This window comes from Mesorhizobium sp. M2A.F.Ca.ET.043.02.1.1 (genome assembly GCF_003952405.1).
In the GTDB taxonomy this organism is placed as follows: domain Bacteria; phylum Pseudomonadota; class Alphaproteobacteria; order Rhizobiales; family Rhizobiaceae; genus Mesorhizobium.
On record NZ_CP034445.1, the window covers coordinates 117653 to 131512 of the forward strand.

Genomic DNA, 13860 nt, shown 5'->3' on the forward strand with positions numbered 1-13860 from the left:
GGCCGAAGTCAACGCCTTGCCCTTCCGTCGAACTGCCGGACCTCGCCCTCGCCGCCGGACAGGATGCGCTGCGGGTTGCGGCTGAGATCGGTCACCGCTTCCTCGATGCGATTGATCGAGCGGCGGCTGTCCTGCACCAGCGCCTCGACGTTCTGCAGCCCCTGGCCGGAGAAGCGTGACAGGTTGTCGACGATGGTGCCGAGGCGGGAGTTCAGCGTGTCGGCCACCTGCTTGAAGGATTTGAGCGTCGCCCTCGCATCGGCCATCACGCCGTCGGCCTCGCCGGAACCGAGGAGCTTGTCGACCTTGGCCAGGATGCCGTCGACGCGCACCGAGGCGTCGTTGAGGCGCTGCGCAAGCTGGCGGGCATTCTTGATCGTGTCATTGATGTCGTCGGAACGGTTGGCGATCTTGTCGGTGACCTTGGCGATGTCCGAGGCCGCCTTGTCGGCGCTGGCGCTGGCTTTCTGGATGTTGGCCAAAGCCTCCTTGACGTCGGCCGGATCGATGCCGTCGAGCACGCCGTTGACCTTGGCCAGTGTCCCTTGCGTCTGCTTGGCGAAATCGTTGATCGAGCCGACCGCCGTGTTGACGTTGCCGATGACCGTATCGAACTGCTTCGAAGTCTCCTTCAGATTTGCTGTCACCGTGTCGACATTGGCCACGATGCTCTTGATCTGGTCCTTGTCGACGGAATTGAGCAGGCCTTCGGCGGCCTTCAGCGTGCTGTCGAGCCGACCGGAGACATTCTTCAGCTGATCCGAAAGCGAACTCACCGCCGACAGGAACTTGTCGATGCCGTCGGAATTCTTGGCCAGCGCGTCCGAGAAGGTCTGGACGTTCTTGATCGTCTGCGTCAGCGGCTCGCGAACGTCCTTGGTGAAGCCTTCGAGCTCGCTAAGCACCTTGTCGGCGCGGGTAAAGATGTTCTGCGCCGTCTGCAAAAGGTTGGTGACCGCGGACGGGTTGGCGACGATCTCGGCGACCCTGCCTTCCTTCTCCGCCTCGTCGAGCAGCCTGGCTTCCTTGGGGTCGGCGCCCTTGAGCTCGATATTGGCCTGGCCGCTGAGGCCGGTCAGTCCGATGTCGGCCTGCGTCGACTTGGTGATCGGTGTCCAGCGGGCGATTTCGGCGTCGGCAATGGCGACGGTCGGATCGTCGCCATCGATATAGACGTTTTTCACATCGCCCACCCTGACGCCGTTGAACAGCACCAGGCTGCCGCGGCTGAGGCCGGAGGCCGAGCCTGGGATGCGCACGCGCAGCATCGCCGTTTCGCCCCTGTCGCCGATGGCGGCCGTCCAATAGACGAAGGCGAAGGCCGCCAGGATCGCGCCCAGCGTGAAGATGCCGACGATGACGTAGTTGGCTCTTGTTTCCATCGCCCCACTTATCGCTATGCGCGCGCCGCAAGATCAAGTTGCCGGGCGCGTTTTCCGCGGAAATAGGATTTCACCCACGGCTCATCGCTCTTCAGCATGTCGTCGATCGTGCCTTCCACCAGAACCCGCTTCTTGCCGAGCACCGCGACGTGGTCGCAAGCGGTGAACAGCGTGTCGAGGTCGTGCGTGACCATGTAGACGGTGAGATCCATCGTGTCGCGCAGCTTGACGACCAGTTCGTCGAACTCGGCTGCGCTGATCGGATCGAGCCCGGAGGTCGGTTCGTCCAGAAAGACGATGTCGGGATCGAGCGCAAGCGCACGCGCCAGCGCCGCGCGCTTGATCATGCCGCCGGAAAGTTCGGACGGGAATTTCTGCGCGGCGTCGGTCGGCAGCCCGACCAGCTCGATCTTGAGCATGGCGAGCTCATCCATCAGCGCCTTGGGCAGGTCGAGATATTCGCGCATCGGCACCTGCACGTTCTCCAGCACCGTCAGCGCCGAAAACAGCGCCCCATGCTGGAAGAGGACCCCAAGCCGCATATCGATGCGCAGGCGATCGGCGTCGCTTGCCTTGTCGACATCGACGCCGAACAGGCTGATCGTCCCCGACTGCTTCGGCATCAGCCCCAGTATGGTGCGCAGCAGCACCGATTTGCCGGCGCCGGAGGCGCCGACAAAGCCGAGGATCTCCCCGCGCTTGATGTCGAGCGAAAGCTTGTCGAGGATCAGCTTGTCGCCGATCGCGACGGTGACGTCGCGAACCGAAAGCACGATCTCGCCATCGTTTGTGTGCTCCGCTGCCGTGGTGCCGTTGCCGTTCGCCATCTCAGAAGCCGATCGCTGCGTAGAACATGGCGAAAAGCCCGTCGAGGATGATGACGATGAAGATCGACTTCACCACCGAAGCGGTGACGTGCAGGCCGAGCGATTCGGCGCTGCCGCCGACTTTCATGCCCTCGACAGACGCAATGATCCCGATGGTCAGGGCCATGAACGGCGCCTTGATCAGGCCGGCGAAGATGGTGCTCAGATCGATGGCGACGCGCAGCCTGTCGATGAACGCGGCCGGCGGGATATCGGAATAGAGCCAGGCGGCGACGATGCCGCCGCCGAGCGCCGCGAAATTGGCGATGATGGTGAGGCATGGCAGCCCGATCACCAGCGCGACGAGCCGGGGAAACACCAGCACACCGATCGGATTGAGGCCGATCACCTTGAGCGCATCGACCTCCTCGCGCATTTTCATCGAGCCGATCTCGGCGGTGATGGCGCTGCCCGAACGTCCCGCGAGCATGATCGCCGTCATCAGCACGCCGAGCTCGCGCAGGATCAGCACGCCGACGAGGTCGACGACGAAGATATTGGCGCCGAAATAGCTGAGCTGATAGGCGCCCTGCTGGGCGACGATGGCGCCGACGATGGCCGACATCAGCACCACCACCGGGATCGCGCCGACGCCCATGCGATCGATCTGGTTGAAGATCGCGGCCGGATTGACTGCGTGACCGCGCCCGAGCTTCATCTGCGCGCCACGGATCGTGGCGCCGAGGATATTCATCGAGGCGAAGAAATCGTCGCGCATCTCGTAGACCCGCCGGCCAACCAGCTCCAGAGCGCGCAGGATGATGTTGGGCGGCCCGGACGGGCCCGATTCGGGCTCGCGGCGGACCGCGTCGCCGACGGCGCCGAGCAGGATCGAGGCGACCTCGCTTTGCCCCTGCAAATGGACCTCGACGCCTTTCTTCTCGAAGGCGCTGGCCAGCCGGTCGATCAGCCAGGCCCCGGCCGTGTCGATCTTTTCGATGTGGGAAAGATCGAGCATCAGCTGTTTCGCGCCGCTTCTCTGCTCGATCTTGCGCATGTCCGCATCGACCGCCGCCACGGTGCGCGTCGTCCACACGCCGGAAAACGCGCAGCCCAGCACCCCGCCCTCTTCGCCCACGGTGACGCGCGGTCGATGCTCGCCGTTCTCGGCGGCCTCGCCGCTTGCGTCGCGTTTGCGGATGGTCAACATGGCGTCCTGTTTAGCGTGACGGGACTGGCGTGTCGATTTGCCGGCAGACTGGTGTCGCACAGCCGGAGAAGAAAATTATGGCGCGTGTCATTTCGGTCGAAATGGAGCGATTCCCGATCGCCGGCACCTTCACCATCTCACGCGGATCCAAAACCGAGGCCGAAGTCATCACCGTAACGATCGCTGACGGGGGACGTTCCGGGCGCGGCGAGTGCGTGCCTTACAAGCGCTACGGCGAGACCATGGAGGGCGTATATGCCGCCATCGAGGTCATCCGCGACCAGATCGCTGGCGGCATCGACCGGACCGCACTGCTCGCTGCCATGCCCGCGGGCGCCGCGCGAAACGCCATAGATTGCGCGCTGTGGGATCTGGAAGCCAAGCTGACCGGCAAGCCCGTGGCGGCAGCGATCGGCGTCCTTCCGCCCAAGCCGCTGGAAACCGCCTACACGCTGTCGCTTGCCGAACCGGAAGCCATGGCCGCGCAGGCGCGCGCCAATGCCGCGCGGCCTTTGCTCAAGGTCAAGATCGGCGGCGACAACGACATGGCGCGGATTCGCGCGGTGACGGAGGCCGCCCCCGAAAGCCGCATCATCCTCGATGCCAATGAGGGCTGGACGGACCAAAATGTCGAGGCGAACCTGGCCTTCGCCGCTCAGCACGGCATCACGCTCATCGAGCAGCCGCTGCCGGCGGACAAGGACGACATCCTGCGCCGGATCGCGCATCCGGTGCCGATCTGCGCCGACGAAAGCGTGCATGCGGCAAAGGACCTCGACGCGCTGGTCGGTCTCTACGACGCCGTCAACATTAAGCTCGACAAATCCGGCGGCCTGACGGAGGCATTGAGATTGCGCGACCGAGCCCGCGATCTCGGCTTCGGCATCATGGTGGGCTGCATGGTCGGCACCTCGCTCGCCATGGCGCCGGCGGTGCTCCTGGCGCAGGATGCCGACTTCGTCGACCTCGATGGCCCGCTGCTTCTCGCACGCGATCGCGAGCCCGGCCTCGTCTACCAGGGATCGCTGGTTTCACCCCCCAACAGGGAGCTTTGGGGCTGAGCGCGCGGCGAGACCGATCAGCGCCATGCCGATGACCGCGATCGGGATCATCGCCCAGAAACCATCGACGCCCAAGCGGTCGTAAAGCGGGCCGGAAGCAAGCGTCACCGCCGCCATGAAGAAGCCGTTGAAGAAATAGGCAATGCCCTGCGCCGCGCCCGTGCGCTCTTCGGAAACCGTCTCGCCGATCATCTTCTGCAGCCCGATCAACACCATCGCGACCGAGACCGAGTGCAGCGACTGGACCAGGAAGAAGCCGCCGACGCCAAGCCCGAGCGGCCAGACGAGCGGAAAGGCGATCCAGCGCACGATCGAGCCGATGCCGGCGATCACCATTACCTTGACCACCGAGACCGACGAAAAAATGCGGTTGAAAAACAGGAACATGCCGACCTCGGAGACCACGCCCCAGGCCCATAGCAGGCCGACGACGGAATCGCCGATGCCGATCGACTTCCAGTAGATCGAAACGAAGCCGTAGAGGAAGGCGTGGCTGGCGGTGATGACGCCGACACCGAGCGTGAAATAGAGGAAATAGGCGTTGAACAGGCTGGGGGCCTTATGCTGGATCTCGGTGGCCGACAGCGGCGAGGCCTTGCGCGGCCGCCCCATGCGCGGTGCCGCCAACGCCGCCACCAGGGCCGCGCCGAGCGCCACAAAGATGATCACCGGAACCGCCTGCGGGCCGGTGGCCGCCAGGATGAATCCACCCGCGATATTGGCGCACAGATAGGCGATCGAACCCCATTTGCGCATCGTCGTGTAATTCGAGCCGAAGCGGCGCACGCCCGACAGTGCCAGCGAATCGGCCATCGGTGAGTGCGGCGTCCAGACGATGGTGAGCAGCAGCGACACGGCAAGCACGATCGCGTAGGCGGCCGGCAGGAAATAGCCGGCCGAGACAACCATCGAGGCCGCGACCAGCGCGATATAGACATTGGCGCGGTCCTTCCCCCGGTCGGCAAGCGCCGTCAGCATCGGCGTCGTCACCACGCGCAGGAACATCGGCGCCGCCAGGATGACGGCGATCTGCTCGGCATGAAACCCCTTCGCCTGCAGCCAGAGCGGAAAATAAGGCAGATGCGTGCCCTGTGACACGAACAAGGTGGCGAAGATCAGGCTGATGCGCAGTTCGAAATGGCTGGGCTTGATGCGTTGTTCGGGCGAGAGCGGCGGCAGCGACATGAATCGATCCAATTACGCTGCAATCGACGGCCTGCAACGCGTTTCGATCCCTAACATGCGGCAAGGCAGGGCGGAACTGCCTGGACTAATCGATCAAGGGCAAAGCTGTTGAAGACCGCGTCCGGCACGGGATATGCCGCGCTTCGGCTTCAATGAACAACGCGCGCAAAGAGGCTCCAACCGCGGCCGATCTCTGATCGGCAGGCGCGTTCAGGCCGCTCGCGCCGCCCTGCCCTTGAGGTCGATAATGTCGACCGGAACCAACACATCCTTCCCAGTTGAAGATTCCGGCAGCACATGCGCCCAGGTCAGGATCTCCAGGCGGCCGTCGAAGTGCTCGACCGCCGCCGTGCAGCTTTCCACCCAGTCGCCGGTGTTGATGTACTGTACGTCGCCATAGCTTTCGATCGCGGCGTGATGGATGTGGCCGCAGATCACGCCGTCGACATGCGAGCGCCGCGCTTCCTCGGAAAGCACGGTCTGGAACGAGCCGATGAAATTCACCGCCTTCTTCACCTTGACCTTGGCCCATGACGAGAACGACCAGTAAGGCAGGCCGAGCAGATGGCGCAGCTTCGTCACCACGCGGTTGATCAGCATCGCCGTGTCATAGGCATAGTCGCCGAGATAAGCGAGCCAGCGCTGGTTGTGCACCACCGTGTCGAACTGGTCGCCATGGATGACCAGCAGGCGCCGGCCGTCGGCGGTTTCGTGGATGGCGCGGTCGGCGACGACGATGCCGCCGAAATGCACGCCCTGGAACTGGCGGGCGAATTCGTCGTGATTGCCGGCGATATAGGTGATCGAGGCGCCCTTGCGCGCCTTGCGCAGCAGCTTCTGCACGACGTCATTGTGGCTCTGCGGCCAGTGCCAGCTGCGGCGCAGTCGCCAGCCGTCGACGATATCGCCGACCAGATAGATGATCTCGGCATCGTGATAGCGCAGGAAGTCGATCAGGAAATCGGCCTTGGCCGCTTTCGAGCCGAGATGCACGTCTGAAATGAACAGGGCGCGGAAAGTGCGGGGCTCTGGGGCTGACATCGCGATTTTACCCTTTGCTTTCGCGTGCCTATGCCCCGATTCATGCAACAATCGTATGACGGTTGCGGTTGATCCAGCCCAGGCGCTAGCTTGGCGCGACCAAAGCACCAGGAGAAAATCACCATGGATCTCGGCATTCGCGGCAAAAAGGCCATCGTGTGCGCCTCGAGCAAGGGACTTGGAAAAGGTTGCGCCATGGCGTTGGCCGAAGCCGGCGTCGACCTCGTCGTCAACGGTCGCAACGCCGAGCTTCTGGCCAAGACCGCCGCCGAGCTTCGCGAAAAATTCGGCGTCAAGGTAATCGAAGTGGCCGGCGACGTGTCGAAACCCGAGGTCCAGAAGGCGATTCTTGCCGCCTGCCCCGATCCGGACATCCTGGTCAACAACAATGGCGGCCCGCCGCTCCGCGATTTCCGCGAGCTCGACCGCGCCAAGATCCTCGAGGGCGTTACGCAGAACATGGTGACGCCCATCGAGCTCATCCAGGCGGTGATCGACGGCATGGCCAAGCGCGGCTTCGGCCGCATCGTCAACATCACCTCGCTGTCGGTCTATGTGCCGATCCCCGGCCTCGACCTGTCTTCCGGCGCCCGCGCCGGCCTGACCTCGTTCCTGGCCGGCGTGGCGCGCACAGTGATCGATCGCAACGTCACCATCAACAGCCTGCTGCCCGGGAAACTAGACACCGACCGGTTGCGCGGCCCACATGAAGCAGGCACTCAGGAAGACCCGGCCGCGGCAGCCGCGCGCAAGGCCCGCATCAGCGCCGACGTGCCGGCGAAACGTCTCGGCACGCCTGAGGAATTCGGGCAGATCTGCGCCTTCCTCTGTTCGGTCCATGCCGGCTACCTAACCGGCCAGAACATCCCGGTCGACGGCGGCCTCTACGTAAGCGCCTTCTGAGCATCGCCTGAAGCTCTCCCGCCAACCAGCTGGAATCGGTAGATTATTTCCGCTCCGGCATTGTGAAGCCGGAGCCCGCGATTTGCGGTCGCGAAAAATCGCGGGCGCGTGCTAAAAGGCTCCAAACCAGTATAGCAGGGAGGGGCCGCAATGGACGGCGAGAACAAGAAACCGGCCCGGTCGGACCTCGACGAGGCAGCCCTGTTCTTCCACAAGCACCCGAAGCCGGGAAAGCTCGAGATCCAGGCGACGAAGCCGCTCGGCAACCAGCGCGACCTGGCGCTAGCCTATTCGCCGGGCGTGGCCGCGCCCTGCCTCGAGATCCGCGACGACCCCGCCACCGCCGCCGACTACACCGCCCGCGCCAATCTTGTCGGCGTCGTCTCCAACGGCTCCGCCGTGCTTGGGCTCGGCAATATCGGCCCGCTCGCCTCCAAGCCGGTGATGGAAGGCAAGGCGGTGCTGTTCAAGAAATTCGCAGGCATCGACGTCTTCGACATCGAGATCGACGCGCCGGAGATCGAGCGCATGGTGGAGACCGTGGCGGCGCTCGAGCCGACCTTCGGCGGCATCAACCTGGAGGACATCAAGGCGCCGGAATGTTTCGAGGTCGAGGAGCGGCTGAAGGCCCGCATGGGCATCCCGGTTTTCCATGACGACCAGCACGGCACGGCGATCATCGTCGCCGCCGCGGTGCTCAACGGGCTGGAACTGGCCGGCAAGGCGATTTCCGACATCAAGATCGTCACTTCCGGCGCGGGCGCCGCAGCACTTGCCTGCCTCAACCTTCTGGTCTCGCTCGGCGCCCAGGTGGAAAACATCTGGGTCACCGACCGTTTCGGAGTCGCCTACAAGGGCCGCGTCGAGGAGATGGATCGCTGGAAGGACCCTTATGTGAAGGACACTGAGGCGCGCACGCTGGCCGATGTCATTTCCGGCGCCGACGTCTTTCTCGGCCTCTCCGCCGCCGGCGTGTTGAAGCCGGAGCTCCTGCAGCATATGGCGCCGAAACCGCTCATCCTGGCTTTGGCCAACCCCAATCCCGAGATCATGCCGGAGCTGGCGCGGGCCGCCCGGCCGGACGCCATGATCTGCACCGGGCGGTCCGATTTTCCCAACCAAGTCAACAACGTGCTCTGCTTTCCTTACATCTTCCGGGGCGCGCTCGATTGCGGCGCCAGCGCCATCAACGAGGAGATGAAGATGGCGGCGGTGCGGGCGATCGCCGCCCTTGCCCGCGAGGAGCCTTCGGACGTCGCCGCCCGCGCCTATTCTGGCGAGACGCCGATGTTCGGCCCCGATTTCCTGATCCCTTCGCCCTTCGATCCGCGCCTTATCCTGCGCATCGCGCCGGCGGTGGCGAAGGCTGCCTGCGACACCGGCGTCGCGACGCGGCCGATCGCCGACTTCGCCGCCTATATCGACAAGCTCAACCGCTTCGTCTTCCGCTCCGGCCTGGTGATGAAGCCGGTGTTTTCCTCCGCCAAGGCTTCAAGCTCCAAGCGCGTCATCTACGCCGACGGCGAGGACGAGCGCGTGCTGCGCGCCGCCCAGGTGGTGCTGGAGGAAGGCATCGCCGAACCGACTTTGATCGGCCGCCCGCATGTGGTGGAGGTGCGCCTGAAGCGTTACGGCCTGCGCATCCGGCCGGGCGTTGATTTCGCGTTGATCAATCCGGAAGACGATCCGCGCTACCGCCATTATGTCGATCTTTTGATCGAACTCGCCGGCCGGCGCGGGGTGACGACGGAAGCCGCTCGCACCATGGTGCGCACCAACAATACGGTTATCGCGGCGCTCGCGCTGAAGCGTGGCGATGCGGATGCCATGATCTGCGGGCTCGAAGGTCGTTTCGAGCGGCACTTGCGCAACGTCTCGCTGATCATCGGGCCGCGCGCCGGCGTCAAGGACCGCGATCTGTCGGCGCTCTCCATGCTGATTTCGCAGCGGGGCATCATCTTTCTCACAGACACTTACGTCTCCATCGATCCCACAGCCGAGGAGATCGCGGAGATGACCGTTCTGGCGGCCGAGGAAATCAGGCGTTTCGGCATGGAACCCAAGGCCGCCCTGCTCTCCTTCTCGGATTTCGGTTCGCGCGACGCGCCGAGCGCATTCAAGATGCGGCAAGCCGCGGCGATCCTGGCGCGCATCGCGCCCGACCTTGAATGCGATGGCGAGATGCATGCCGATACGGCGCTTTCGGAACATCTGCGCCAGCGCGTCTATCCGCATTCCAGGCTGAAGGGCGAGGCCAATCTGCTGGTCTTCCCGAACCTCGATTCGGCCAACATCACGCTGACGGCGCTGGGCGCCATGATGGATGCGCTGCATGTCGGGCCGATCCTGCTCGGCACCGACAAGCCCGCGCATATATTGACGCCGTCGGTGACCTCGCGCGGCGTGGTCAACATGACCGCGCTGGCCGTTGTCGAAGCGGCGCACCAGGCGCAGGCGCTGGTCGACCTGAATTAAGGACGACTCTGACCTTAAATGCCGATGGCGCATCGTTGTAAGTTGGTGATGCCCATCGCGGCCTCACCGTCGCGTTTGGGTATTCAAGCGCGAAAGACGAATGGCAAGTGCGAGGGTTGAATGAGATTCGAACTGACCATGCTGGCCGCAAGTTGTGTGCTCTGTTTCATTCACATAGTTCTCGCCTCGCATTCGGCGAGCTTTCAGCGGGGTTACCGCTGGACGGCCAGCGCCCGAGACGCCGAAGTCCCTCCGCTCACCGGGATGGCGGGACGGCTGGAAAAGGCGCTGCGGAACTTCGTCGAGACATTTCCAGTATTCGTGGCGGCGGTTTTTCTTGTCCACGCGGCCGGCCGTGAGACTTCGCTCAGCGAGTGGGGAGCCGGACTCTATTTTTCGGCCAGACTGGTCTATCTTCCGCTCTACGCATTCGGTGTTCCCCTGCTTCGCTCGCTCGTCTGGAACGTCGCGTTTGTTGGAATCGCCATGCTTCTGTCAGCTTCGGTGTGGCCCCTGCTAGGAAACAGTTAACCACGAGCACGCTAGCCTTCCGGCTACGGACAATCGGGGTGTCAGGCGGATGAAAGGGTTGAAGCTGACGCATCTCGCGGCGCTGCTTTCGGCGTTCGCCGCGTCGGCCGTTGCCGTGACCGAGCCGCAGGCAGCTTCCCGCACGTGCCGTCAGCTTGAAGCCGAACTCGCCGCAGCGCGCGGGGGCGGCGGCGGACCGGGCCTCGTCCGCAAATATGATGACGCCATCGCGCGCCAGCGCGAGCAGCTTGCCAGGGCCCGCGGCCGGGCAAGCGATGCCGGTTGCGGCTTCACGCTGTTTTCGCGCAATGTCAGCCAGTGCGCGGCGATCAACGCCTCGATAGAGCGCATGAACGCCAATCTCGACACTTTGCAGGCCAAGCGCGAGCGGCTTGCCGCCGGTGGCACGCGGCGCGACCGCAGTCGTATCCTGGCGGCGCTCGATGCCAACAACTGCCGCGACGACGAGATCGCGCCGCAACGCGCGCCGCTTCAGGAGGCTTCCCGCGACAATGGCGGCGGCAATCTGTTCGAGCAGCTTTTCGGCCGCCAGGACGAGCAGCTCGAAACGCCCGACGCTCCTGACATGCCGGACACGGCGGACGTGCCGCTTGATGATCCGAGCGTGCGCAACATCCGCCGCGTCATCAACCAGCCGGACGGCATGGACCTGCCGCGCTTGGGCGGCGAGTTCCGCACCATGTGCGTGCGCACCTGCGACGGCTATTTCTACCCGATGTCCAACGCCGCCTCCGTCGGCGATTTCGAACGCGACCAGAAGAATTGCGAATCGAGCTGCCCCGGCACCGAGATGCAGGTCTTCTATTCGCGTGGGATGGACGACGATTCGGGATCGATGACCTCCTCGGTCACCGGCCAACCCTACAGCTCGCTGCCGACCGCCTATCTCTACAAGCAGGCCAATTATTCGCGGCCCACTTGCGGATGCAACGCGCAGGCCGGCAATTTTACGATCATCGGCGGCAATCCGCCCAACCCCGAACAATCGCAGCCGGATGGTGGGATGGCGCCCTTCATTCCCATGCCGGCGGTGAAACCCGATCCGGGCGCCGATCCCGAAACGCTCGCCAATGCCGAAGGCGGGCTCGACCAGGACGCGATCAAGCGGCTGACCACCAAGGTGCCGGTATCGCCGGTCTCGATGCTGCCGCCGGATCAGCGCAAGGTCAGGGTCGTCGGGCCAGCGTTCCTTCCCGACCCATCAGCGGCAATAGATCTGAAAGCTCCGGCCCCGAAGACCGCCCGGTGAGCGCCAGTCTCAGCGGCATGAACAGCGGCTTGCCCTTGCGCCCGGTCGCTTCCTTGATCTTGCCGGTCCAGTCCTTCCAGACCGTTCCGTTCCACGGCTCCTCTGGCAACACGTCGAACGCCTGATTGAGGAAATCGCGGTCCTCGCCGGAAAACTCGGCCGGCTCCTGCGGGCCTTCGCTCAGGATTCGCCACCAGGCGACCGCGTCCGACAGGCGGTCGAGATTGCCGCGCGCCGCCAGCCAGAACGCCTCGGCCTTGTCGCCGGAAATGCCCAGCACCATCAGCCGGTCGCGAGCGTCCTCGAACGACATGTGATGCATCAGCGCGCGGTTGAGCACGAGGAGCTCGTCCGGATCGAACTTGGAAGCGGATTTGGACGTCGCCGCCGGGTCGAAATGGCCGGCAAGCTCGTTGAGATCATGCGCCGCCGTGACATTCTCCGACGTGCCGACGAGCACGGCCAGCGACGCGACCGCCATCGGCTCGATCCCGTCCTGGCGCAGGCTCTCGATCGACAGCGCGCCGGTCCGCTTCGACAGCCCCTCGCCCGTGGTCGTGGTGAGCAGGTTGTGGTGGCCGAAGACCGGCGGCTCGGCGCCGAGCGCCTTGAAGATGGCGATCTGCACGCCTGTGTTGGTGACATGGTCGTCGCCGCGAATGACGTGGCTGACGCCCATCTCGATATCGTCGACCACCGAAGGCAGGGTGTAGAGATAGGTGCCGTCCTCGCGCACCAGGACGGGGTCCGACAGCGATGCGAGATCGACCGTCTCCTCGCCGCGCACCAGATCGTTCCAATGCACGTCCGTGCGCTCCGGCTGCAGCGGATCGCTGGTGAAATTGGGCAAAAGAAAGCGCCAATGGGGCTTGCGTCCGTCAGACTGATATTCCGCCACCTGCTCCGGCGTCAGCGTCAGCGCCTCGCGGCCATAGACCGGCGGCAGGCCGCGCGTGCGGCGCACCTTGCGGCGCAGATCGAGCTCTTCCGGCGTTTCGTAGCAGGCATAGAGCACCCGCGCCGCCTTCAGCCGCTCGACCGCCGCGTCGTAGATATCGAAGCGGCGCGACTGGTACTCGGTGACATCCGGGAAGATGCCCAGCCAGTGCAGGTCGTAAAGGATGGAATCGGCATATTCCTGCTTCGAGCGGGCAATGTCGGTGTCGTCGAAGCGCTGGATGAAACGGCCCTTGTTGTTCATGGCGAAAAGCCAGTTGAACAGCGCGGTGCGCGCATTGCCTATATGGATGCGGCCGGTCGGCGATGGGGCGAAACGGACGGTGACTGTCATGAGCGGGGCGTAGCGGATGCTTTTGGCGTTGACAAGGCGCGCCCCCGCGAACGCAACAGATAGTGCAAGCCAGCTAAAATGAAAAGCCGCTGGCCCCAACGCTTCGCGGCAGCCTGATAAAACCTCGTCAAGTGCCCGGGGACTTGGGCTTCGCATGTCCCCGTTATCCACATATGTGACACACAAGATGTTGGGGTCACAAAAGCTACAAAAACGAATCCTTGACGGGTCGGAACGAGTCGCTTTTTATAGGCCATGCGCTCCTGTTGCGGGCGTGACCGGAGAGTTCAGAGGCCGGTCTTTTTTCCCGGATTTTGTGCGTTTTGCCCGGATTTCCGCCCGTTCACGAGGCCGGCGGAAGCGTTGGGATCTTTGGGGTTTGGGTGGGCGAAAGGGAGAATTGTCGGCCTGGAAAAAATGATCTGTTAACACTATATTTAGTGTTTGCAGGCAGGCTCGACGCTAGATAATGTGAACCTCCCTCCACGGAGGGAATCGACAAAAGTTTCAGTTTAGGGACCCGCAAGGGTCGGCCTGCAGCCCGGGCAAATGCCTGGGAAAGCGTTCTGCTGCCTGCATGCCGGCGCCTGCGACGAGGAGAGTGCCGGCGCTGCTCGCAATGCCGGCAAACGGCGGACTGCGCTTTTCGCCATGTGGGGCAGAAATCCCCGGGGAAAGGCGCTATATATAGACACAAAGGGACCG

Annotated in this window: 11 protein-coding genes; 5 read left to right on the forward strand and 6 right to left on the reverse strand. The window is 63.9% G+C overall.

Annotated features, from left to right (window positions below; genetic code table 11):
• Positions 1-8 precede the first annotated feature (8 nt).
• From EJ068_RS00570 to EJ068_RS00580, 3 genes are read right to left on the reverse strand one after another with little or no spacing between them, the layout of a single operon-like run.
• Entirely contained in the window at positions 9-1382 is a 1374-nt protein-coding gene (locus tag EJ068_RS00570) for an MlaD family protein (protein ID WP_127251297.1), read from the reverse strand.
• 14 nt (positions 1383-1396) lie between these two features.
• Positions 1397-2209, reverse strand: a complete 813-nt coding sequence (locus tag EJ068_RS00575) for an ABC transporter ATP-binding protein (RefSeq protein WP_127251298.1) — start codon at positions 2207-2209, stop codon at positions 1397-1399.
• Between the two features lies 1 nt (position 2210).
• Positions 2211-3398, reverse strand: a complete 1188-nt coding sequence (locus EJ068_RS00580; protein ID WP_127251299.1) for an ABC transporter permease — start codon at positions 3396-3398, stop codon at positions 2211-2213.
• A gap of 77 nt (positions 3399-3475) precedes the next feature.
• Between EJ068_RS00580 and dgcA the strand changes: the two genes are divergently transcribed.
• Positions 3476-4459, forward strand: a complete 984-nt coding sequence (gene dgcA / locus EJ068_RS00585; protein ID WP_127251300.1) for an N-acetyl-D-Glu racemase DgcA — start codon at positions 3476-3478, stop codon at positions 4457-4459.
• Here dgcA and EJ068_RS00590 read toward each other — a convergent pair.
• Together EJ068_RS00590 and EJ068_RS00595 are read right to left on the reverse strand one after the other, a co-directional pair.
• Positions 4430-5644: an MFS transporter gene (locus EJ068_RS00590; RefSeq protein ID WP_127251301.1), complete on the reverse strand. Its 1215-nt coding sequence runs from the start codon at positions 5642-5644 to the stop codon at positions 4430-4432. The two genes, dgcA and EJ068_RS00590, sit on opposite strands and share 30 nt — an antisense overlap.
• A gap of 210 nt (positions 5645-5854) precedes the next feature.
• Positions 5855-6685, reverse strand: a complete 831-nt coding sequence (locus EJ068_RS00595) for a UDP-2,3-diacylglucosamine diphosphatase (RefSeq protein WP_127251302.1) — start codon at positions 6683-6685, stop codon at positions 5855-5857.
• A 123-nt stretch (positions 6686-6808) separates the two neighbouring features.
• Here EJ068_RS00595 and EJ068_RS00600 point away from each other — a divergent pair, with 123 nt between their 5' ends.
• The 4 genes from EJ068_RS00600 to EJ068_RS00615 all read left to right on the forward strand — a co-directional run bounded on the left by EJ068_RS00600 (position 6809) and on the right by EJ068_RS00615 (position 11864).
• On the forward strand, positions 6809-7588 hold the full coding sequence (locus EJ068_RS00600; RefSeq protein WP_127251303.1) for an SDR family oxidoreductase: 780 nt from the start codon (positions 6809-6811) through the stop codon (positions 7586-7588).
• Positions 7589-7738: 150 nt separating this feature from the next.
• Positions 7739-10063: an NADP-dependent malic enzyme gene (locus tag EJ068_RS00605; RefSeq protein WP_127251304.1), complete on the forward strand. Its 2325-nt coding sequence runs from the start codon at positions 7739-7741 to the stop codon at positions 10061-10063.
• A 120-nt stretch (positions 10064-10183) separates the two neighbouring features.
• Positions 10184-10594 (forward strand): MAPEG family protein, encoded by a 411-nt coding sequence (locus EJ068_RS00610; RefSeq protein WP_126082533.1) that lies wholly within the window; start codon positions 10184-10186, stop codon positions 10592-10594.
• A 49-nt stretch (positions 10595-10643) separates the two neighbouring features.
• Positions 10644-11864: a DUF2865 domain-containing protein gene (locus EJ068_RS00615; RefSeq protein ID WP_127251305.1), complete on the forward strand. Its 1221-nt coding sequence runs from the start codon at positions 10644-10646 to the stop codon at positions 11862-11864.
• Here the strand turns inward: EJ068_RS00615 and gltX are convergent.
• Positions 11782-13155, reverse strand: a complete 1374-nt coding sequence (gene gltX / locus EJ068_RS00620; RefSeq protein WP_127251306.1) for a glutamate--tRNA ligase — start codon at positions 13153-13155, stop codon at positions 11782-11784. The two genes, EJ068_RS00615 and gltX, sit on opposite strands and share 83 nt — an antisense overlap.
• Positions 13156-13860: the final 705 nt, after the last annotated feature.